At 49.1% G+C, this 21,202-nt stretch carries 21 protein-coding genes, 1 tRNA gene and 1 other annotated feature; of the genes, 20 read left to right on the plus strand and 2 right to left on the minus strand.

Translation table 11 applies throughout. The features are described 5' to 3' along the window. Nucleotides 1-15 precede the first annotated feature (15 nt). The 6 genes from mrdA to EDC14_RS08840 all read left to right on the plus strand — a co-directional run bounded on the left by mrdA (nt 16) and on the right by EDC14_RS08840 (nt 6,234). The gene (gene mrdA, locus EDC14_RS08815) at nt 16-2,025 is read left to right on the plus strand and encodes a penicillin-binding protein 2 (protein WP_132013919.1); all 2,010 of its coding nucleotides are present in this window, start codon (nt 16-18) and stop codon (nt 2,023-2,025) included. Between the two features lie 156 nt (nt 2,026-2,181). Next, the gene (gene minC, locus EDC14_RS08820; RefSeq protein ID WP_132013920.1) at nt 2,182-2,850 is read left to right on the plus strand and encodes a septum site-determining protein MinC; all 669 of its coding nucleotides are present in this window, start codon (nt 2,182-2,184) and stop codon (nt 2,848-2,850) included. A 197-nt stretch (nt 2,851-3,047) separates the two neighbouring features. After that, nucleotides 3,048-3,842 carry a septum site-determining protein MinD gene (gene minD / locus EDC14_RS08825; RefSeq protein ID WP_132013921.1) on the plus strand — a complete coding sequence of 265 codons (795 nt, stop codon included), beginning with the start codon at nt 3,048-3,050 and terminating at the stop codon, nt 3,840-3,842. Nucleotides 3,843-3,870: 28 nt separating this feature from the next. Continuing rightward, the gene (gene minE / locus EDC14_RS08830; protein WP_132013922.1) at nt 3,871-4,125 is read left to right on the plus strand and encodes a cell division topological specificity factor MinE; all 255 of its coding nucleotides are present in this window, start codon (nt 3,871-3,873) and stop codon (nt 4,123-4,125) included. 225 nt (nt 4,126-4,350) lie between these two features. Next, a complete protein-coding gene (rodA, locus tag EDC14_RS08835; protein WP_132013923.1) occupies nt 4,351-5,475 on the plus strand; it encodes a rod shape-determining protein RodA in 1,125 nt (374 codons plus the stop codon). 333 nt (nt 5,476-5,808) lie between these two features. After that, nucleotides 5,809-6,234, plus strand: coding sequence for an NUDIX domain-containing protein (locus EDC14_RS08840; protein ID WP_132013924.1), 426 nt, complete (start codon nt 5,809-5,811; stop codon nt 6,232-6,234). Nucleotides 6,235-7,559: 1,325 nt separating this feature from the next. Here the strand turns inward: EDC14_RS08840 and yfcE are convergent. Then, nucleotides 7,560-8,108: a phosphodiesterase gene (gene yfcE, locus EDC14_RS08845; protein WP_132013925.1), complete on the minus strand. Its 549-nt coding sequence runs from the start codon at nt 8,106-8,108 to the stop codon at nt 7,560-7,562. Between the two features lie 307 nt (nt 8,109-8,415). Between yfcE and EDC14_RS08850 the strand changes: the two genes are divergently transcribed. From EDC14_RS08850 to hpf, 3 genes are all read left to right on the plus strand, one after another. Further along, on the plus strand, nt 8,416-9,306 hold the full coding sequence (locus EDC14_RS08850; protein WP_165907899.1) for a glucosaminidase domain-containing protein: 891 nt from the start codon (nt 8,416-8,418) through the stop codon (nt 9,304-9,306). Between the two features lie 122 nt (nt 9,307-9,428). Next, a complete protein-coding gene (locus EDC14_RS27750; RefSeq protein ID WP_132013927.1) occupies nt 9,429-9,623 on the plus strand; it encodes a DUF1540 domain-containing protein in 195 nt (64 codons plus the stop codon). A 368-nt stretch (nt 9,624-9,991) separates the two neighbouring features. Then, nucleotides 9,992-10,522: a ribosome hibernation-promoting factor, HPF/YfiA family gene (gene hpf, locus EDC14_RS08860; protein ID WP_132013928.1), complete on the plus strand. Its 531-nt coding sequence runs from the start codon at nt 9,992-9,994 to the stop codon at nt 10,520-10,522. A gap of 76 nt (nt 10,523-10,598) precedes the next feature. On the opposite strand, the gene EDC14_RS08865 is transcribed toward hpf, so the two are convergent. After that, entirely contained in the window at nt 10,599-11,198 is a 600-nt protein-coding gene (locus tag EDC14_RS08865) for a lysophospholipid acyltransferase family protein (protein ID WP_165907900.1), read from the minus strand. Nucleotides 11,199-11,418: 220 nt separating this feature from the next. Between EDC14_RS08865 and EDC14_RS08870 the strand changes: the two genes are divergently transcribed. The 11 genes from EDC14_RS08870 (at nt 11,419) to EDC14_RS08920 (ending at nt 21,106) form a co-directional block, all read left to right on the plus strand. Then, nucleotides 11,419-12,282 (plus strand): NAD(P)/FAD-dependent oxidoreductase, encoded by an 864-nt coding sequence (locus EDC14_RS08870; protein WP_132013930.1) that lies wholly within the window; start codon nt 11,419-11,421, stop codon nt 12,280-12,282. Nucleotides 12,283-13,005: 723 nt separating this feature from the next. Beyond that, nucleotides 13,006-14,430, plus strand: a complete 1,425-nt coding sequence (locus EDC14_RS08875) for a glycoside hydrolase family 13 protein (RefSeq protein ID WP_132013931.1) — start codon at nt 13,006-13,008, stop codon at nt 14,428-14,430. A 473-nt stretch (nt 14,431-14,903) separates the two neighbouring features. Continuing rightward, nucleotides 14,904-14,980: transfer RNA gene (locus tag EDC14_RS08880), tRNA-His, on the plus strand. A gap of 154 nt (nt 14,981-15,134) precedes the next feature. Further along, nucleotides 15,135-15,434, plus strand: coding sequence for a TMEM165/GDT1 family protein (locus EDC14_RS08885; RefSeq protein ID WP_165907901.1), 300 nt, complete (start codon nt 15,135-15,137; stop codon nt 15,432-15,434). A 111-nt stretch (nt 15,435-15,545) separates the two neighbouring features. Beyond that, entirely contained in the window at nt 15,546-15,818 is a 273-nt protein-coding gene (locus tag EDC14_RS08890; RefSeq protein ID WP_243662865.1) for a YlmC/YmxH family sporulation protein, read from the plus strand. A 304-nt stretch (nt 15,819-16,122) separates the two neighbouring features. Beyond that, the gene (locus EDC14_RS08895; RefSeq protein WP_132013934.1) at nt 16,123-17,007 is read left to right on the plus strand and encodes an HAD family hydrolase; all 885 of its coding nucleotides are present in this window, start codon (nt 16,123-16,125) and stop codon (nt 17,005-17,007) included. 60 nt (nt 17,008-17,067) lie between these two features. Continuing rightward, entirely contained in the window at nt 17,068-17,730 is a 663-nt protein-coding gene (locus EDC14_RS08900; protein WP_132013935.1) for a histidinol phosphate phosphatase domain-containing protein, read from the plus strand. A gap of 89 nt (nt 17,731-17,819) precedes the next feature. Next, nucleotides 17,820-18,118 (plus strand) — a binding site (T-box leader). A 44-nt stretch (nt 18,119-18,162) separates the two neighbouring features. After that, complete coding sequence (gene aroF, locus EDC14_RS08905) at nt 18,163-19,203, plus strand: 3-deoxy-7-phosphoheptulonate synthase (RefSeq protein WP_132013936.1); 1,041 nt, start codon at nt 18,163-18,165, stop codon at nt 19,201-19,203. Nucleotides 19,204-19,367: 164 nt separating this feature from the next. Beyond that, complete coding sequence (locus EDC14_RS08910) at nt 19,368-19,655, plus strand: zinc-ribbon domain containing protein (protein ID WP_132013937.1); 288 nt, start codon at nt 19,368-19,370, stop codon at nt 19,653-19,655. 119 nt (nt 19,656-19,774) lie between these two features. Beyond that, entirely contained in the window at nt 19,775-20,686 is a 912-nt protein-coding gene (locus tag EDC14_RS08915; protein ID WP_132013938.1) for an MBL fold metallo-hydrolase, read from the plus strand. An 18-nt stretch (nt 20,687-20,704) separates the two neighbouring features. After that, nucleotides 20,705-21,106 (plus strand): secondary thiamine-phosphate synthase enzyme YjbQ, encoded by a 402-nt coding sequence (locus EDC14_RS08920; protein ID WP_132013939.1) that lies wholly within the window; start codon nt 20,705-20,707, stop codon nt 21,104-21,106. Nucleotides 21,107-21,202 lie beyond the last annotated feature (96 nt).

Here is a 21,202-nt window from a genome sequence, read left to right on the forward strand (position 1 = left end):
ACTCTCGTGGAAGAGATGGCAGCAAGAAACTTGGAACACAAGTTTAAAATCATCGCCGGCATGGTGCTGATCATTTTTGCGTTGCTCTTTGTCCGGCTCTGGGTTCTCCAGATCATGCAGGGCGCGACGATTATGCTAAAATCGCGGGCCAACCAAACCCGTGTCAGCCGGATCAATGCGCCGCGTGGCATTTTCTACGACCGCAAAGGGAAGATCCTTGCCAGCAGCCGGATCTCCCACACCGTTTCCGTTGTCCCCGAAGACGTCAAAGATAAGCCGGAGGTCATTGCGCTACTGAGCAAGATCCTGAAGATCTCCGAGAACGAACTTCTGGCGAAATTGAGCCCCGATCCGAAGCGGCCCCGCAATCCTTATCAATTTATACCCATCAGCAAAGATTTGGATTCGGCCACGGTCATCAAAATTCTTGAGGCGAAATTGGATTTGCCTGGCGTGGAAGTGGACGATATCCCGCTCCGTTATTATCCCTACGGCGAATATGCCAGCCACTTGTTCGGGTATATCCGGGAGATCAGTGAATCGGAACTGAATGAACTGAAATCCAAAGATTACCGGTTGGGTGATCTGATCGGCAAAACCGGTCTGGAACGGACTTACGAGGATTATCTACGCGGCGTAGCCGGTGGAAAAATTTACGAGGTTGATATCAACGGCCGTCCGCTGCGTTTGCTGGAGAATAAAGAGCCGGTCCCCGGCGACAATCTCCATTTGACCATTGACCAGAAGGTCCAGGCTGCAGCGGAAAAAGCCTTAGACGATCAGTTCTTGAATCTCCAAAAGAACAGCCAATGGCGGAATGCCAAATCCGGTGCGGTGATCGCCCTGGATCCGCGAAACGGCAATATTTTAGCCATGGTCAGTAAACCGGGTTTCGACCCCAACCTGTTCACGGGGGTGATTACGCCGGAAATCGCTCAGAAGCTCTATAATAATCCCCTGCATCCTTTCAGTAACCGGGTGGTCCAAGGGGAGTTTCAACCGGGTTCGACTTTTAAGCCCATCACTGTCCTGGCGGCATTAATGGAACATAAGGTCAACGAGAAAGATCGTTTTTACTGCAGTGGCTACGATCCGGTATGGGGCAGCCGCTTCAAATGTTGGATCTACTCCGAGCGGCGGGGCGGTCATGGCAGTCAAACTGTGGTAGAAGGCCTGAAGAACTCCTGCAATATTGTTATGGCTGAGTTGAGCCGGAAGATTGGTCCTGACACATTAGCGAAATATGCCCGGTATTTCGGCCTGGGCCAGGCGACGGGGCTCAATCTCTATCCCGGCGAAGCCAAGGGATTTATACCGGATACTGACTGGAAAAAGCAACGGTTTAAAGATCGCTGGTATCCTTTGGAAACCTTGCATTTCGGCATCGGACAAGGTTATCTGACGGTGACGCCGTTGCAATTGGCCCAGGTTTATGAGGCGATCGCCAATGGCGGCAAAGTCTATCATCCGCAACTTGTCTCCAAGATTACCACCCCTGGCGGGAAAGTGGTTTTGACCAATGAACCGAAGGTCGTTAAAGAACTTAACGTGCCGACGGAAATCATGGCTACGGTTCGGGAAGGCCTCTCGGAAGTAATCAGTGAAGGAACCGCCGCTTACGCGTTTCGCGGCTTTCCTTTGGATAAATATCCGGTCTCGGGAAAGACCGGTACGGTCCAAAAACCGCCTTATGATAACTCGGGGGTCTTTGCCGCATATGCGCCTTCCAATAAACCGGAGATTGTCGTGATTGTCTATATTGAGCAAGGCGGTTCCGGAAGCGGCGGGGCTGCTCCGGTGGCCCGCAAGATTCTTGAGGCTTATTTTAATTTAGATAAAAAGCCCAAAGCAGCTACGCCAGCTCAATCCGGCGCTAATTCCCGGGTATCGCCTGGTCCTTCGACGCTACCCACCGCACCGTCGGCGACCAGTCCGGAGCCGACTCAGCCTGCAGCTGAAGAACCCAGTGGGACGGCGCTTCCGAATAACGCGATGCCCTCAACAACGACCGGAACAACGCCCTGAGTTTCCAGCAGCTAAAAAAGATCCGGCTCATTTGAATCGGCAGCAAATTGTTTTATCTTCCTCCAGGATAGGAGGATTTTTTTTTCGTTTAGCGAATGTATAGCATTGGTAGAGTATAAAAATTTGAAGTCTTGATTCACGGGTTAGGAGTTTCCAATGATCGCACGTACCGGGGCCATGGCCAAGCGAGTCGAAAGCGTGGTATTTAAAGGATATAAGAGCGGTTTGACCTTGATCATTCCCGAACAGGGTCCTTTCGATCACTATCTAACTGAGTTAAAAGCCCGTTTGGAACAGTCCAAGGAGTTTTTCAGAGGCGTAAAAATTTCCGTCAAGATCGGCAAGCGGCAGCTGTCCGAGGCCGATCAGGAAGCCTTAAAAGAGTTGTTGCAAGAGTTTGGTTTAATCTTCTTTCGGATCGTGGATGAAACGGTTTTGGTAGCGACCGTGAATAATAAGCGCAGTGTCAAAGAGAACGATGAGTTTATCGGCACGATTACGGTGAAAAGGACGATCCGTTCCGGCCAGCGGGTGGAATTCGAAGGCAATCTGGTCATTATGGGGGATGTCAATCCAGGAGCGGAGGTCGCTGCCAGCGGCGATATCGTGGTATTGGGAAAATTGCGGGGAACCGCTCACGCCGGGGCAACGGGCAATCAAAATGCCAAAATCTACGCATTTTATTTCAACCCGGTGCAGATCCGGATCGCCGAAGTGATCACCAGGGCTCCCGAAGCAAAGAAACGTAAAGATTCGGGATATCATGGTCCTGAAGTTGCAAAGATCAAGGATGGGTTGATCATGGTGGAACCGGCGTTAGTTTAAACCGTGCTAAAAGCGTTGTGATAAACCCTGTTCCGAAGGCCAGGGTGAACACAAAAGCTCAGAGAAGCAAGTGATAAAGTCGATTTTTAATCCTTTGAAAGAGTGATTTCCGAATTTGAGGACTTTATCACATGGCTTCTAAAGGATGAGGAAGGGCGCAGCCGGACGCTCGGATGATTGGACGAGGAGGTCTATGGATGTCGGGTAGAGTTATCGTAATTACTTCAGGAAAAGGCGGGGTTGGAAAAACCACCACTTGTGCCAATATTGGAACCGGCCTATCGCTCCGGGGCCGCAAAACCGTATTAATCGATGCCGACATCGGCTTGCGGAATCTGGACGTGGTGATGGGTCTCGAAAACCGGATCGTGTACGACCTGGTCCATGTCGTCGAGAAGCAATGCAAGATTAAGCAAGCTTTGATCAAGGATAAACGGTATGAGAACCTGTATCTGTTGCCGGCGGCACAGACCAAGGAGAAAGACGCGGTTAAGCCGGAACAGATGAAAGAGCTTTGTGACGAGTTGCGCCAAGAGTTTGACAATATCTTGATCGATTGCCCGGCCGGAATCGAGCAAGGGTTTCGCAATGCCATCGCCGGCGCCGACCAAGCCGTGATTGTGACCACGCCCGATGTATCAGCGGTGCGCGATGCCGACCGGATTATCGGTTTGTTGCAAGCCAATGAGTTCGCTGTACCCCAGTTGGTTGTCAACCGGGTGCGCCCGGATATGGTCCGCAAAGGCGATATGATGGACATCTCGGATGTCAATGATATCCTGGCCATTGATCTTTTGGGAGTGGTGCCGGACGATCAGAGCATCATCGTTTCCACTAATCGCGGCGAACCGGCGGTAACCGACCGTTCCTCACGGGCCGGTGAAGCGTTCCGGAATATTGTTGCCCGGCTGGAAGGGGAGAATGTTCCCTTCATGTCCCTGGATTATGATCTGGGGCTCTTCGACAAGCTGCTGCGGTTAATCAAGAAATGACCGCAAAAACAGAGCGGGGGTTTTTTCAATGGATTTTATCAACAAGCTTTTTAAGGAAGATTCCAGCAAAGACCGGGCCGTGGAACGGCTCCGACTGGTATTGGTCCATGATCGCGCCAGTGTCTCGCCCGGCTTGATGGAGTCGTTGAAAGAAGATCTGATTGATGTCATTTCAAAATACATGGACATCGATGAGCAGACGATGGAGGTCAACTTGGCTTCCTCCGAACGTTCGGCCTCGCTGGTCGCGAATATTCCCGTGAAGCGGATCCGCAGACAGTAAACGGCTCATGAGAGCCGTTTTATTCTATTGCGACCAAAACGGCAGGTTTGTTGGAAATATGATAGGAGGCTCCTTCATGATAAGCTAAGCCTATTTGAAGATTCTGAAGGAGCGGATGTGTATTGTGGATATGAGTCCCGGCGTATTATTGGTAGGGACTTTTTTCTGGTAGACTTCGGAGCGGAGATCGGGATATAATGGACTGAGGAACAGGAGGAGCAGCCGTTGGATCGTCGGCTTTTAAAAAATATCGATTTCACTTTGCTAGCGGTCGTTGTGGCATTGATCTTCATCGGATTGCTGATGGTTTTCAGCGCTACCCATGCCAAGGAAGCCTTGACCCACGGCGATCCGTTCTCATTTGTAAAAAAGCAGGCGGTCGCCGTCGTTGTCGGTGTCTTATTGATGGTGGGGATACTCTTCTTTGACTACCGGATCTCCGACCGGATGCTGCAGTTTCTTTACGCGCTCAATATCCTCATGTTACTGTTGGTGCTCACTCCGCTCGGCAGCACCCGGAATGGCGCCCAAAGCTGGTTGTTTGGGGTCCAGCCTTCGGAGTTTGCGAAAGTGATTATGATTATCACTTTCGGGAAGTATTTGGCCGATAAAGAAAGCCTAGCCACTTTTTCCAGCTTTATTGGGCCCTTCTGTTTCGTCGGCGTACCATTATTACTGATCTTGCTTCAGCCGGACTTGGGGACTGCCCTGGTCTTTATCTTTTTCATGTTTACAATGATGTATACCGCGGGTGCGCCCGGCTGGAAGCTGTCGCTATTAATCGGGATCGGGGTGCTCGGGATCGCGTTGCTCTTTGCCTCGCATTATTTTTTCAATACGCCGTTGCCAATCAAAGAGTATCAAGTCGCCCGGCTGACCAGTTTCATCGATCCGGAACGGGATCCGCAGGGCAGCGGCTGGAATGTCCGGCAGGCGATGATTGCCGTCGGCTCCGGCCAGTTCTTTGGAAAAGGCTTGTTCCGGGGAACCCAGGGACGGCTCGGTTATTTGCCGGAGAACCATACCGACTTCATCTTTGCCGTTCTCTGTGAGGAGCTTGGCTTTATCGGCGGTTTCGGCGTGTTGTTTTTATTCTTCTCGCTAATCTGGCGCGGGATCCGCATCGGCTACCAGGCCAGGGATCGCGCCGGCACGATTATTGCGGTCGGCTTGGTTTCGATGTTTTTATTTCACATCTTGGAGAACATCGGAATGAACATCGGCATTATGCCAATCACTGGGATTCCTTTGCCATTTATCAGTTCCGGCGGCAGTTCGATGATCTCCAATCTGGTGGCTATCGGAATTCTGGTCAATATTTGGGCGCGTCGCCAGAAGATTATGTTTTAATCGGAGAAGCTTGATATGTCTCGCTTTGATTCAATTCAAATCCGCAAGCCCGGTCATTTTGATATTACTCCTCGGTATCCAGTATTGAAGCCGTTGGAATCATGAACCTATTTTTGAGGAGATAATGACGTGTTCCGTAGAGGAATGCGTTTTTTTGTGAGGCGGGAGACAACCTATCGGCTTGAAGGATTGAGCTATATAAGTTGAAATTAAAATCAAGCAAGGAAATATGTTGCAATGATTTTGAAGGTACAAAAACTTATTGCAACATATATAGCAGACTTTTTTGCTTTCGACATCAACGAATGATTGCATTGGGAAGAGGTGGGGAGGATGCATTCGGAAGCGGTGGAATATCGGGCTGGCGGCATTGTCGTACGGTATCAGACGGGTGGTCCCGAGTATTTATTGGTGACCAGTAATTCTTGTAAGAGCCGATGGATCGTTCCGGCGGGGCACATCGAGACGGGCGAGTCAGCGGTCGCCGCCGCGGTTCGGGAGGTCATGGAGGAAGCCGGCGTAGCCGCAAAAGTCTTGGACGACATGGGCAGCATTGAATACCTATGGAACCGACAGCAGCAGACGGTGCGGATCGATACGAGGTTATTCTTGATGGAATATCTGCATACTGCAGTGGAGAGTCCCGAGGGACGACAGGTTCGGTTTTTCAATATCCGGCAACTTAAAACCTTGGAAATGTGGGACGAGACTCGCAGGTTTTTACAGACTATTCATCCGCGGGTATTGGCGCGGGGCTAAAAGCATTGATTTTACCTTCACGACTTCTCCATGGTGGCGGTCCACTTCCTGTGCTGTGGGAACGAAATGAGGCATGACATAAAAAAGGACGCGGTGTGATACGCGTCCTTTTGAATTTATCGAGCTCGTTCGTAAGGCTTCGAGCAATTTTTGAGACTCTGGAGTCGTTGCGGGACGCTACTTCGGAAAGGGTCGGAGCGCGTAACGTTCTATTTTTTACGACGATTATCAAGTTAGCTCCGCTCAGTCACGAAGGGATTGAAGGATAAGTCATGGCCTTGTTAGGCGGATACGTGACCGGGTTGAAGAGCTGAAAGAGAATGTTTTGTGAATCACGGATCGCTTTGGGTGACTGAAAGAGCTCATTCAGTCGTCGGGCAAGCTCGTTTTGTGAATAAGAGAGCTCTCTCAGTCATTCAGCGAGCTCTTTTTGTGGATGAGCGAGCTTGTTTTGTGAATCAGCAAGCTTGTTTTGTGAATCAGCAAGCTTGTTTTGTGAATCAGCAAGCTTGTTTTGTGAATCAGCAAGCTCGTTTTGTGAATAAGTAAGCTCGCTCAGTCGCTCGGTAAGCTCTTTTTGTGGATAAGCAAGCTTGTTTTATGAATGGGAGGGCTTGCTCAGTCGCCCGGCAAGCTCTTTTTGTGAATAAGCCATCTGTTTTTGTGGATAAACGATTCCGTTTAACGGGGTTAATGGTTTTGGCTGTGGATAAGTCGGGGAGTACGGCTAAAACCGGGTAAAGTCAGAGGGTGAGCGGAGTTAAGTTTGATACTCAATTTTTTTAATTCTTTTACACTCTGGAACCGTCGCTCAAGAGTCAACCTTTATAGAAAATTCGCAGGACTAGAGAGCATGGTGTGGGAACGGCGTTTCGCCCTATGGAGAATCAAGACGGCAAAAAGCCACCGAAATACGGTGGCGATAAGTATTATTTAATCTTTTTGAACTTCGTACCTCCGGGATAAAAGAATATTTCATAACCCAAAGGTTTCTTCTGGCCCCAATGCGCAAATATCTTCCTAAAACACTTCAACATGAATACTCACCCTTTCCATGGATGTCGAATGGTTCTTCGGCTGGAGCGAAGCTGATTACGACATGGACTCCCTGGCTCAATTACGATGAACGAGTGATGATCTGCTCTTTTGTTCCATATTCCGGGATATAACTGATGCTATATTTCTAGCATTGATAAATTTATCATCGGCTTTTGGCGGGGATTACTTAAATTGAAAAATAGGCTTATATCCGTCGGGATAGAATGTTAATTGCATGTGAGGCTACAATTTCGCGTCAAACCTTTATTTTTCGACACGATATCCAATCAAATGGCAAGACTTTCAAGAACTGTACCGTGGTGGAGCTCTAAAATCTTGAGTTGGCGCCCGTCGATCATGGCGACCGTTGGAAGCTGCGGTTGGTTTTTGGGTAGAGATGGACTGCCTGGATTTAGGGTGATTACCGATCCAAATCGCTGAATACCCGGTAAATGGGTATGGCCGGAGACCACCACCTGATAATTCCGAGCGATTTTCGCCGGGATCTCTTCGGGCGCAAAATGATGGCCATGGTGGAAGAGGATTTTAAAATCCGGGGTTATGAGATGAAGATAAGGCGATTCCAATGGATAATTCAGTAAAAGCTGGTCTACTTCTGCATCACAGTTACCCTTTGCAAAAAGCAGCGGTACCGTTGTTCCATTAAGTTCTTCGGCTAATTCACGAGGTTGATAGCCGTCGGGTAAGGGATTGCGGGGACCATGATAAAGGATGTCGCCGCAATGAACGATCACGTCAGCTTCTTTTAGAAGCATATAAGCCATGCGCCAAGCGGTAAGCGAACCATGAGTATCACTGACAATTCCGATTTTCATTCGTATTCCTCCATAAAACATAAGTAAATTGTGGTGGATATAACGGAAAGAAGTTGTGGGAGTCCCCAAGCAACTGTCGAGAAGTAATCCTGTCAGACAGGCTTTTTTAAAAAGCGCGACAGGAGTAGTTTCATTTTAATATTGAACGCATGAGTTAATCAAGTCGTCCGCTTATTTTTAACAAAAGGGTAGGCTCCAATACAATATTTATGCTGACGAAGGCAGAGCTTCGAGATTCCGGGCGTGACCGGGATAATGCCTAAAGAATATATTGTTGCAGGAGAACGAATAAGGAGTGATGGTGAACATGGCTCAAGATCCCACTTGGTTAACTTTTCTCAAGGAATTATGGAATTGGATGATTGCCTTTTTTAAAAAACTATTGGCCATTCAGCCGGTCGAGGAACCGAGTGATCCGGCCGTGGATGCTCTTTTGAAGGAAATTTCCAAAGGTGTCACTGGCGATGCGACGGTTATTTTAAGCCAAAGCTATCTTCGGGCATTGGGCTTTCCCATTGGCAATTATGGTCCCAATCAAAATGGGGTCGATGGGGTTTACGGTTCCGCATCCCAGGCTTCGGTAAAACTCTTCCAGAGCATGGTTGGACTCTCAAATAGCGGTCAATTGGAGACGGGCACTTTAATTAGGCTCAAGGAGAAAGTCTACGCTCATGCCACGGTTCGTGATTTGGCGCAAACCGCCGGGTCAAACGGAGTCAATCTTCCGATCACCGCCAGCTCTACCAGAGCAGATTTTGTAAACGCCGTTTTTTATTATGCGCTGATCGATGAGGCAGAAACGGCAGTTCCGGCCGGAGTGACCGTGGCTCAGGCGATTTTGGAATCCAACTATGGTAAATCGGTTCCGGTCGACCGGGCAACCGGACGGTACAGTTATAATTTATTTGGCATTAAGGGCACCGGCCCGGCCGGCACCGTTCAGGATTATAGTTGGGAAGAGAATCCGACCACCGGCGAATGGGAACAAATGCTTTCGCAGTTTAAAGCCTACACTTCCTTTGCTGATTCCATCAAAGGCCACAGCCAATTCCTCTTGGAAAACAAACGATATGCCCAGGCTTTTAAGACCAAAAATGCTCAAGAATTTGCCAAAGCCATCGCCGCAGCCGGGTATGCCACGGATTCACAATATGCCGCTAAGTTAATTACGCTGATGGAGGAGTGGGGCATGGCATAGCAAGAAAGGAAAGTTGGGTGAATGAAGGTTTGTCGAACGCCTGCAGCTGCGCGGAGACGCTTCGATAAAAACGATGTATATCCGCGGCTGAATGAGCGGATAATAAAGGCGGAGGTGGAAAGATGAACCGGATAAAATGCAATGTTAGTAGCTGTAAGTACAATGATGACGGCAGCGTATGTCAGGCGGACCAAATCAAGGTGAAGAACAACTTCGGCTCAACCGATAATATGGAAATCGGCAGCTTGGAGGGCCGGTCAGAGGCCCGGACATCCATGGAAACCTGTTGTGAAACCTTTGCTCCAAAGAGCAAATAGTCGTTTGAATGACGGGAGACGGTTCTACCGGTATGAGCATCGTGAACCGTTCGGTACGAGACCTCTTTGAACGATGGGTTTAAAAATACTTGTGCTAAAACGAATTTCGAAATTCAAGCAAATTCGGAATCCAGCACAGGTATTTTTTTTCAAGAAATTTTTCGCGTTAAATTGAATGATTTCGGACAAGAATACGTTATATATTACTAAGGGTGGATTTCTCATTTCAAACCATATGGCAGAAGGATTTTCGGATTTCTTAACCTTCCATGCTGGACGATTATGGTTGAAAGATAGTGAAACCACTCAACTAATTTCTGATTTTTACCGAAATAAAGATCAAACAATCGGAGCGAGGAGGAATTTTCATGTTAGTCAGCGTGAAGGGAAAGAATGTGGAAATTACCGAAGCACTGCGTGATTATGCTGAGAAAAAAGTTGCGAAAGTCAGCAAATTCTTTGAGAAAAGCCCGATTGGAGCTCAGGTAACTATGAGTACCGAACGAGGTAAGCATATTGTCGATATTACCGTTCAAATTGACGGACTCTTGCTTCGTGGTGAGGAAAAAACGGCCGATATGTATGGATCCATCGACGGCGCGGTGGAAAAGATCGAACGGCAAGTTCACAAGTTTAAGACTCGGATTAACCGCCGGCTACGTGGCGAGGAGAATCAAGTGGTTCTGGCTCCTGTCTCCACGCAGGAAGAAGCACCGGCGCCCGTTATTAAACGGACCAAACGATTTGCGATTAAACCGATGTCGGTCGAAGAGGCGGTTATGCAAATGGACCTGCTCGGTCATGATTTTTATGTCTTTTCCAATAGTGATACCGAAGAAGTTAACGTGGTCTATCGCCGCAAAGACGGAAATTATGGATTGATTGAGCCTGAGTTTTAAGCACCGTCCCAGTTTCAATTTTAGACTGTAAGGAGTCTGACATCGATAAGTAGTAAAGGTTCAAGGGCTTGAGGACTCAAGCCCTTGATTGTTGGCGAAGACTTTCGATAGCCCCGACAATCCGCTGGCTAGTTTCGGCATACAATTCTTTTTTGTCCCGCTCGGGTTCAGGGTGAAATTGCAACGCTTTCCCGATATATACGCGGACCTTGCCCAGCCGGTAAATGTGATGAGTGTTGGTGACCAGCATCGGAACGACCGGGGCGTTGCTTTTGAGAGCCAACATCGCCGCGCCGGGCTGGGGTTTGAGCATCTGTTCCCGGTTGCCTTTATTCCGTTTCCCTTCGATGAAGATCCCGAGTACATTCTGCTCACGCAAAACCTCTAACGATTTCGCGATCACTTCGCGGTCGCCGCGGCCCCTTTTGACCGGCATGGCGCCCCAGGCTTTGAGCAACTGTTTAATCACGGGAATCTTGAATAGTTCTTCCTTGGCGATAAACCTGACCTGGCGAGGGGAAGCGCTGCCGACAACCAACGGATCCCAGTTGCTGATATGGTTCGAAACCAGGATAACCGGACCGCTGGTCGGGATATTTTCGGCGCCGATGACTTCCATCCGGGATAGGATTTTTAATAAATAAAGGAAAAAAGTTTTAAAAATAAGATAAAGCACTGTCATTGCTCCTTTGTAAATTCGGCATGGTAAGTAAGGTTCATTGAATGGGGTAATTTGAGAATCAGTTTCTATGGTACCATAAATTTTAAAAAAGTAAATTAGTCGATACGTTGAAATTCTCTTGTCGAGGCATTGACGGAACGACCGTCTTGTCTACCGCGGCAAAACATGCGATAATTAAAACCAAATACTACTCAATTCAGGAACGGGGGCTAACATGTACGATATTGCGATTGTCGGAGGAGGACCGGCGGGACTGGCTGCTGCCGTAAACGCCCGCCGCCGGAATAAAGAGACGGTTCTGATCTCCAAGGAACCGCATAGTTCTAAGCTGACTCAATCCCACCAGATCGACAATTACTTGGGGATATCCCAGGTTAGCGGGAGCGATTTGGCGCTTCGTATGCGGGAGCATGCTGAGAAACTGGATACCATCTTTTTAAAAGATGAAATCCAAAGCATATATTATGAAGAGCAGAGTTATCACCTGTTCGGTCGCGAAAACTCTCTTGAGGCCCGTACCGTTATTTTGGCGGTCGGCATCTCATTGGGCGCGGAGATAGATGGCGAAATCCGCCTCACCGGGCAGGGAGTCAGTTATTGTGCGACGTGTGACGGCATGTTTTTTAAAGGAAAGACGGTGGCGTTGATTGGGTATATTCCGGAGGCGGAACACGAAGCGGCTTTTTTAGCTGAGATCTGTGGCAAGGTTTATTATTTGCCCCAATATAAAATGACCCGGGAATTGGAGCCAAAGATCACGATAATTTCCGGAAAACCTTTGGCTATCCTGGGTTCGGAACGGGTTGAGGCCTTAAAGACGACTCAGGATGACTATCCGTTGGACGGAGTTTTTATTGAAAGAGCAAACCGCCCGGTCGATCAATTGCTCAACGATTTACGGACCGAATCTGGCATGATCCTCGTCGACTCCAACCAAGCCACCAATCTACCCGGTGTGTTCGCTGCGGGGGACTGCACGGGAAAACCATGGCAGATCAGCCGGGCAGTGGGTCAAGGACAAATTGCCGCATTGAGCGCGGTTCAATATCTGGATTCCCGAAAAATAGTCCATTCGTAGGACACGTTAACGCTACGAACATATAACCTTTTCATGCCAATTCCCCCTCATTAAAAGCGTTGTGATAAGCCCTGTCCGAAGGCCAGGGTGAACACAAAAGCTCAGAAAAGCAAGTGATAAAGTCGTTTTTTAGTCCATTGAAAGGATGATTTCCGAATTAGAAGACTTTATCACATGGCTTTAATGGAAAACAATTCGGCGTGAAAAGGTTATTTTTTATCATAACCGATGCTTTTTATCCCTCGCTTGTCCCTCCAATGTATGGATATTTCCTTCTAGTCCGCCATTTTTTAACAAGCCGCTCCTTGATTGGAACCACTGGCAGAGCTCCAAACTTGCCCTCATCGCGATGAAAATGGAGCGGCTGCGTTTATTCCATTCCCCCCGGAATTTACCGGTTGAAGAGTTACGCAATATCCCGTAAAGTAGTCTTGTTGACAGAATACATGTCGCAATTTTTTCTTTGAACATAGATATAAGTTGAAATAAATTTTTGAATAAGCTTTTCCATCCGTGAAAGAGGCTAGAAAAGGACAAATCACGGTATTTATTTCAACTTCTGAATCAAGGAAATAGGTTGCAATGATTTTGAAGGTACAAAAACTTATTGCAACATATATAGCGACATTCCGTGTTCACAAGATGAAAGAATCAGACGGGTTACCTCGTCCGAGAGCATTCGGCCATTCTTTCATCTTGCATTACGTTAGGAGGTGATCTTTGGTGGGTCAACCGGAATACCGGATGCAAGAAGAGTTTCATGATTCTGTTCCGATGCTCCCTCCAAGCTGGGCAGCAGGGGCGGTGTTCTATCAAATTTTCCCGGATCGCTTTTGCAACGGAGATCATCACAACGATCCGGCGGGAAGCGTTTCCTGGGATGAGCAGCCTTCCCGGACTAATTTCTTTGGCGGGGATCTAAAAGGAATTATTGCGCAGATTCCATATCTTAAGGATCTGGGCGTAACCGCTCTTTATTTGAATCCAATCTTTGACGCTCCTTCCAATCATAAGTACGATACCCGCGATTATCTAAAGATCGCACCGGAGTTCGGAGATATTCAGGTCTTTAAAGAATTGATCTTTAAACTGCATCAAGCGGGAATCCGCATTATCATCGACGGGGTTTTCAATCATACCGGGGACAGTTTTTGGGCTTTTCAGGATATCATGAGCCGGGGTGAGGAGTCGCGTTTTAAGGATTGGTACCATTGCAACCATTTCCCGATCACCCAGGATCCCAAACCAAACTATGAATGTTGGTGGGGGTTTGGATCGCTTCCTAAATTAAATCATGACAACCCGGAAGTGGTGCGTTACCTTTTAAAGGTCGTTGCCTTCTGGACCAGCCTGGGAATTGATGGTTGGAGACTGGATGTTCCCAATGAAGTCAAGATGGATTTTTGGCGGATCTTCCGGCGGTTAGTGAAATCGTTGAATCCGCAAGCCTATATTGTCGGAGAAATTTGGGATGATCCTTTCGGTTGGTTGAGGGGCGATAGCTGTGACGCAGTGATGAATTATCGCTGGCGGGAAGCGGTTATCAAGTATTTTGCGCAGTCGCAGATTTCGGCCGATCAGTTCCGGCTGGATCTGATGAATAACCGGAACAATTTACCGTGGGAGTATGTGATTAGCGCCTACAATCTGTTGGGCAGCCATGATACGCCCCGTTTTCTGACCCTTTGCGGTGAAGATCGGCGAAAAATGCTGGCAGCTCTAGCTTTTCAGTTCACGTACCCTGGTGTTCCCGCAATCTACTATGGGGATGAAGTGGGCCTGACCGGCGAAGCCGATCCAGACTGCCGCAAGACCATGCTGTGGACGCCCGAACGTCAGGATCAGACGCTGCTGGAAGCGACCAAGAGATTAACCACCATTCGCAACCAGCACCCGTCATTGCAGACCGGTGGCTATCATGATCTTCACCTTGGAGACGGGATCTTCGGTTTTGTCCGGAGTGGCAAGAATGAACAGATCTTGGCGTGTTTTAACATGAACAACGATTGTCGCTGCTTGGAAGTACCAGCCGAGTGGAACCGAGGTTGGGAACCGATATATGCCATCGGCTGTAGTTTATCCGGGTTGAATTATCCGGAAATGCCTCCGAATGGAGTTCGTATTTTCAAGCGGAGTCAATCCCGTTAATGAGGGAATATAGTGAAAGAGAAGACCGGCGCGAAATGAGCCCGGTCTTCTCTTTTAGGGAAATAGCGTCCGCTGGGTATTCAGAATACGGTAAACGAAATTAGCCCCCAGGCTAATTGGGGTGAGGGCAGCCGCTAAAATGATAGGCTGAAATTTCCGAAAAAATCAGCGTAATTGATGGTGAACAGAAATATAAATAGGATATCGGTCGTTTCCAGGGCGAACGAAAAGCCATGTGATAAAGTCTTTTGAATCAGAATATCGTCCTGCAAAGAGTTTTAAAACGACTTTATCGCTTGCTTCTCTGAGCTTTTGTGTTCACCCTGGCCTTTGGCCAGGATTTACCACACCGCTTCCAACAAGCCCTATATTAAAAATTACATATTGAAGCCCCTGGATTTTCCAATGAAAGATTTGCGCGTGCATGGTTGACACCATATCAAAACTGTGGTATTATATCATCTGCACGGATGGTGGGCGTAGCTCAGCTGGTTAGAGTGCCAGGTTGTGGCCCTGGAGGTCGTGGGTTCGAACCCCATCGCTCACCCCAAATCAATAAGCAAAACAATTCAGGGACTTTCGTAAGTCCCTTTTTTGTTTGCCGGAATTTTTGGCCAGCTTTATTGTTATACTATGGAAGATGGAAAATTACGATCGAACCGATGAACCGTTACCACAACATCGATACCGGGGGGTCAAACCAAATGAGCATTGATTGGCAGGTGTTTTTTTTAACCTTCTCCACCTTATTCATAGCGGAAATGGGCGATAAGACACAACTGGCCGTTTTTTCACTGGTTACCGAATCTCGAAATCCGCTCTCGGTTTTTCTGGGCGCCAGTTTTGCTTTGGCGTTGGTAACAATGATCGGTGTTCTGTTTGGCGGCCTGGTTACTCGTTATGTTCCCCAGCATTTCTTGAAGATAGGGGCGGCATTGCTATTCGTGGGAATCGGATTTTATACACTTTACGAGGTGTTCTCAAGCGGAGCTGTGGTCAAGTAAAAATGTCAATTGGAGCATTTCCTCGTTTCATGGTGAAGTAATTTAGAACAGGGTAGTTCCAAAACCGTTGCCTTTTGCATATGAATAATGATGAAAGGGGCGGTTTGGTTGTTGACGAAGACCTCGGAATTACGGGAGCGCGAGGTAGTTAATGTTTTAGACGGCAAACGTCTGGGACTGGCCAGCGATCTCGAGATCGACGCCGTATCCGGTAGAATACTGGCGATTGTGGTGCCCGGACCCGGGAAGTTTCTGTGGTTGTTTGGCAAAAGCGACGATTTCGTAATTCCCTGGGAACGGATTAAAAAGATTGGAGTGGATGTAATTCTGGTAGAAGCACCGAATTACGTGGATGAGAAGGCCACCGTAGTCAGTCTCAGTTAAAAGCGTTGTGATAAACCCTGCCCGAAGGTCAGGGGTGAACACAAAAGCTCAGAAAAGCAAGTGATAAAGTCGTTTTAAATCTTTTCGCAAGCTGATTTCCGTTTCGAAAGACTTTATCACATGGCTTTTAAAAGTTTCGAGTCAACCGACTGGTTGACTTTTTTGATGTCAAAAGTGTAATCCCAGCTTCATCTGTCATTGCCATTGCATTTCTGATGGGGAATGGGAACCGGGGCATTTCACTTGATTCAGTAATTTGACGCGGCTTGGAAACTATGCTAGAGTAAGATGGAAAGGAGTTTCAATGCAATTCGACAATTACCGACTCATCATCAGTGATCTCGATGGAACTCTGGTCGCATACGGTTCCGATCGAGTATCTCCGAATGTGAAAACTACGATACATCGCTTGCAGGAACAAGGGATTCTCTTCACAATCGCTACCGGGAGAAGCTGGAAGCAAACCCGTTCCATAGCCCGGGAGCTCGGGGTAACCGTTCCGGTAATTTTGCAGGCCGGAGCCATCGTTTTCGATCCTCAAACCGAACGGGTCATTCGCCAAATTTATTTGCGTCATGGTATCGACGAACAGCTCCGGGAAATTTTGGACGGCGATGATATCGATCAGTTTTGTCTGGATGAGGGTGGCGCGTATTATGCCGGCAACGTCAATACTCAGGGCGGAAAGTGGTTGCATGAGCGCAGCGGCGAACCATGTTTTCTCGGTGCCGCTCCAACCAGGCCGGTGGTCAAACATTTTTTCACCGGACCGGAACAGTCCATAAAACGCTTGGCGATGCAAATTCATCAAACGATCAAGCCTAAGCCGAATATGATTCTATGGCCTCCGGATCAGGAAACCTATGACTGGTCTCTGGAGATATTCGATCCGGCAGCATCCAAAGGACAAGCTTTACAATGGCTCGCCCCGCAACTTGCAATCCGCTTGAAACAAATTCTGGCTTTCGGGGATGGATTTAACGATCTTGATATGTTGCAACACGCCGGATTGGGCGTAGCCATGGAAGGAGCGCCGGATCTGGTCCGGATCAAATCCGACTTCGTCATCCCCGGACCGGAAAAGGAAGGAATTGTCCGTTTCCTGAACGGTGAGATTGCCGGTTCATCATACCGGAAACCACTGTTCAAACGGTTCATGGGCGCATTCTTCTCCAATTCCAAATTTTGATGATGATTGCCGGAATTATTCGTTTGAAACGTATGGCTCAACCGAGGTAGGAGGATAAATATGGTTTTTGATTTTCACACCCATACTTTTTTAAGCGACGGGGCATTGTTGCCGATGGAATTAATCCGGCGTGCCGCGGTCAACGGCTATCAGGCGATCGGAGTAACCGATCATGCCGCTCCCAGTAATATGGAACGGGTAATTGCCGAGTTAACCAAGGACTGTAAACTGGCGGAGAAATATTGGCCGATTCAAGCGATTCCCGGAGTTGAACTGACGCATGTTCCGGCCGGCAGTATTCCGGAATTGGCTGCCGAGGCCCGCCGTTTGGGCGCGCGGTTAGTCGTGGTTCACGGAGAAACCCTGGTGGAGCCGGTTGAACCGGGGACCAATCTGGCGGCTGCCGGCTGCAAAGACGTAGATATCTTGGCCCATCCCGGTCTGCTTTCTTTGGAAGCGGCTCGTCTGGCTGCTCAAAACGGCGTTTTCGTCGAGATTACCGCTCGGGGTGGTCATAATGTAGGCAACGGACATGTAGTTCGGATCGGGCGAGCGGCAGGGGTTAAGTTTGTCATCGATTCCGATACACACGACCCGGAGAACTTGTTGACCGATGGATGGGCACAGACGGTGGCCCGGGGTGCCGGGTTAGACGATGCTGAAGTGACGGCGGCGCTTCAGACCAATCCCTTACAGCTCATTGAGCGGATTCATGGCCGCTAAATTCTTAAATATCAGAGCCGATCGTTAAATTTTGGATTTACTGGTTGAAATTTCGGATGAGTTCGCATATAATGTATTACAATATATGTTGAAAGACAATGATCAAGGAAAGTACTCTGTGGAGTTCCTTTAGAGAGAAAGGGTCACCGGCTGCAAACCCTTTTAGGATTGAATCAGGGGAAGTTCCCTTGGGAGTTGGCCGCTGAAAAGGCGGAGTTTGACCGCAGGTTATTTTGAATGCGGTCAAGCGACCCGATTAGGTTGGCCCGGAAGCCCGCCGTTAACAGGGATAGGGTATCGAAAGAACAGTTTTCCGTACCCGAGAGCGAGTCAGTGTATGACTAAAATGGGTGGTACCGCGGAATTTGGCCCACGTTTCGTCCCAATCGAAGGGATGGATCGTGGGCTAATATTTTTTTGGAGGAAAAGCGGATGATCATCGTCACGAGTCAAGCCATCACTGAGGAGCAATGGGCAAATCTATGCAAACGACTGGAAGACTTGGAATTTCAGATTCATGTGATTCAAGGAGTGGAGAAGAAAGTCATTGGAGCGGTGGGCGATAAACGCCGCGTCGACTTCCGTTTTCTCGAGAACATCCCCGGCGTGGAGAAGGTAATTCCCATCCTTAGCCCGTATAAGTTGGTTTCCCGCGAAATCAAGCCGGAAGGGACCACAATTGAAGTAGGAAAACTTAAAATCGGCGGCGGTTCGTTCGGAATTGTAGCCGGTCCATGCGCGGTGGAAAGCGAGGAACAACTGCTCCAAGCGGCGGAGGGAATTAAAGCCGCCGGTGGGGATGGACTCCGGGGAGGTGCTTTTAAACCCCGTACTTCTCCATACAGCTTCCAGGGGCTTGAAGAAGAAGGATTGAAATTATTGGCCAAAGCCCGGGAGAAGACCGGTTTGCCGGTCATCACCGAGCTGATGAACCTGACTGAATTGGATTTGGTGGAGGAGTATACCGATATCATCCAGATCGGCGCGCGCAATATGCAGAATTTTGGATTACTGCGGGCGGTAGGCCGGTGCTCCAAACCGGTATTATTGAAACGGGGTCTCGCGGCAACCATTGAAGAGTGGCTGATGGCCGCCGAATACATTATGGCGGAGGGAAATCACCAAGTCATCCTGTGTGAGCGGGGTATCCGCACTTTTGAAACGGCAACCCGGAATACTCTGGATTTAAGCGCTGTACCGCTCGTGAAGAGCCTTACCCATCTCCCGGTAGTGGTCGATCCAAGCCACGGGACGGGGAAACGAAAACTGGTGCTACCGATGGCAAAAGCGGCGGTGGTCTCCGGGGCCGACGGTTTATTAATCGAGGTCCATCCCGATCCGGCTCACGCCTGGAGCGATGGAGAGCAATCATTGGATATCCCGGATTTTCAACGGTTGGTAGGTTCGGTGCGGCAGTTGGTGAAATGGCGTGAAGCGGACGACTCGGTTTCAGCCGCCACCGCGCAAGGATGATATCTGTTTCAAAAATATTTTATGCTTTTTTATATGTGAACCGTGACTGGCGAAATGCATTGGAGTATTCGCCGCGACCTAAGAAACTATTGCGACGCTTAACGTACCGGTGGTATAATGAGGGCGATCGTGGTGATTATGATAATGCAAGCGAGGCGATACGGGTGGCATTTCAGGACAAGACTTTACAATGCGTTGATTGTGGGGCGGAATTCGTATTTACCGCTGGAGAACAAGAGTTCTATGCCAGCAAGGGTTTTACGAACGAACCAAGGCGTTGCGGCAGTTGTCGGTCAGCCCGGAAACAGCAGGGACGGGATGGCGAACAAAGTCGAGCGCGAGAGATGTATGATGTGGTCTGCGCCGATTGCGGCGCGCCTACTCAGGTTCCCTTCAAACCGCGCGAGGATCGTCCGGTTTATTGTCGGGACTGCTTCCAACGCCATAAATAATGCGTAGCCTTAACCCTCCTTCGGGAGGGTTTTTTGTAACCCGGCATATGGGTGTGATCAAAATGTCAAGTTGTTCAGATTCCACATGAAAGATAGTTGTATTTTGGAATGGAGGAACCATGGCGGAACAGTTACTATCTTTGGCCGAAGAATGCTGGGTATATCCGGGACGGACCAATACCGGCGTTATTACGTTGGAGGACGGGCGGACCTGTCTGGTCATTGATCCCGGACAAGACCGGGATAGCGCCAGGCAATTGCAGCGATCGCTTCAGGAACTTGGCCTCGCCATCGGGGCCGTAGTTTTCACGCATGCCCACGCCGATCATTTCGGGGCGGCTCATTTTTTAAAGAGTGAGGCTCCGCTCGCCTTTTTCGCTTCCGAATTCGAAGCGGCATTAATCGAACAGCCGCTATTGGAGCCGCTTTTTTTATTTGGCGGCGCCGAACCCATCCCTGAGTTAACCCATAAGTTCCTGCTGGCCAAACCGGTGCCGATCGCCGGAAGGTTGCGCGAGGGTGTCTGGGAGCTGGGGGGCGTCCAGTTCGGCATCCGGAGCCTGCCCGGCCATTCGCCGGGACAGATCGGCATTGTTTACCGGAATATCTTGTTTGGCGGCGATGTGCTTACATTGACGCAGTTCATTGAGAAATATAAGTTCCCTTTTTACTCGGACATCGCCAAGGCCCGGCGCACGCTGGAGCTGCTTTCCGAAGCTTCCTACGACTGGCTGGTGCCCGGTCATGGCCCGCTTTTGACGCCATCACAATACCAGGCTCAAATCAGGGAGAATCTTGCTTATCTGGCGATGTTGGCCGATATGACGGAACTGATTTTAGAAGAAAAAGGGCCGTTGAGCGAGGAAGAAGTCTACGGACAAATGGCGGAGCGTTTGGCGACGCCGCTGGTTACTCCGGTTCAATATGTTTTAAACCGGACCTTGGTACTGGCGCTTCTTAAATACCTGTACGAATTGAAGCGGATTCGTTTCTTCTTTCAAGCGAATCGATGGTTGTGGGGCAAGATATAGGATGAGAGGAGAGTTCGCATGTGGCAAGAGCTGAGAGTTCCGACCCGGCAACGAACGGAACTGATTGATCTGACGGCCCGCATCCAGTCCGAGCTGGACCGGGTTAATGTTCGAAATGGGGTTTGCTACTGTTTTGTTCCCCATACCACCGCCGGCATCACGATGAACGAGAACGCCGACCCCGATGTGGTCCGCGATATTCTGGTCACGCTTGAAAAGTTGGTGCCGCGCCATGGCGATTACCGGCATGGCGAGGGCAACTCGGACGCCCATCTGAAGGCGTCGCTATTGGGCTTTTCCTGCATGGTTCCGGTGGAGGATGGCCGCTTGGCGCTTGGCACCTGGCAAGGGATTTATTTTTGCGAATTTGACGGTCCGCGCAACCGGAAAGTCCGGATCGGTTTTTTATCCCAAGGTTAGAAGCGTTGTGATAAACCCCGTCCGAAGGCCGGGGTGTTCACAAAAGCTCAGTATCAGAGGAAAGAGCGGGGTACTGTCGCAACGATACCCCGCTCT

The organism is Hydrogenispora ethanolica, from assembly GCF_004340685.1.
Classification (GTDB): domain Bacteria; phylum Bacillota; class UBA4882; order UBA8346; family UBA8346; genus Hydrogenispora; species Hydrogenispora ethanolica.

Coding starts and splice junctions, on each gene's coding strand:
- mrdA (WP_132013919.1), top strand. CDS start 16: ATGGCAGCAAGAAACTTGGAACACAAGTTTAAAATCATCGCCGGCATG.
- minC (WP_132013920.1), top strand. CDS start 2,182: ATGATCGCACGTACCGGGGCCATGGCCAAGCGAGTCGAAAGCGTGGTA.
- minD (WP_132013921.1), top strand. CDS start 3,048: ATGTCGGGTAGAGTTATCGTAATTACTTCAGGAAAAGGCGGGGTTGGA.
- minE (WP_132013922.1), top strand. CDS start 3,871: ATGGATTTTATCAACAAGCTTTTTAAGGAAGATTCCAGCAAAGACCGG.
- EDC14_RS08840 (WP_132013924.1), top strand. CDS start 5,809: ATGCATTCGGAAGCGGTGGAATATCGGGCTGGCGGCATTGTCGTACGG.
- yfcE (WP_132013925.1), bottom strand. CDS start 8,108: ATGAAAATCGGAATTGTCAGTGATACTCATGGTTCGCTTACCGCTTGG.
- EDC14_RS08850 (WP_165907899.1), top strand. CDS start 8,416: ATGGCTCAAGATCCCACTTGGTTAACTTTTCTCAAGGAATTATGGAAT.
- EDC14_RS27750 (WP_132013927.1), top strand. CDS start 9,429: ATGAACCGGATAAAATGCAATGTTAGTAGCTGTAAGTACAATGATGAC.
- hpf (WP_132013928.1), top strand. CDS start 9,992: ATGTTAGTCAGCGTGAAGGGAAAGAATGTGGAAATTACCGAAGCACTG.
- EDC14_RS08870 (WP_132013930.1), top strand. CDS start 11,419: ATGTACGATATTGCGATTGTCGGAGGAGGACCGGCGGGACTGGCTGCT.
- EDC14_RS08885 (WP_165907901.1), top strand. CDS start 15,135: ATGAGCATTGATTGGCAGGTGTTTTTTTTAACCTTCTCCACCTTATTC.
- EDC14_RS08895 (WP_132013934.1), top strand. CDS start 16,123: ATGCAATTCGACAATTACCGACTCATCATCAGTGATCTCGATGGAACT.
- EDC14_RS08900 (WP_132013935.1), top strand. CDS start 17,068: ATGGTTTTTGATTTTCACACCCATACTTTTTTAAGCGACGGGGCATTG.
- aroF (WP_132013936.1), top strand. CDS start 18,163: ATGATCATCGTCACGAGTCAAGCCATCACTGAGGAGCAATGGGCAAAT.
- EDC14_RS08915 (WP_132013938.1), top strand. CDS start 19,775: ATGGCGGAACAGTTACTATCTTTGGCCGAAGAATGCTGGGTATATCCG.
- EDC14_RS08920 (WP_132013939.1), top strand. CDS start 20,705: ATGTGGCAAGAGCTGAGAGTTCCGACCCGGCAACGAACGGAACTGATT.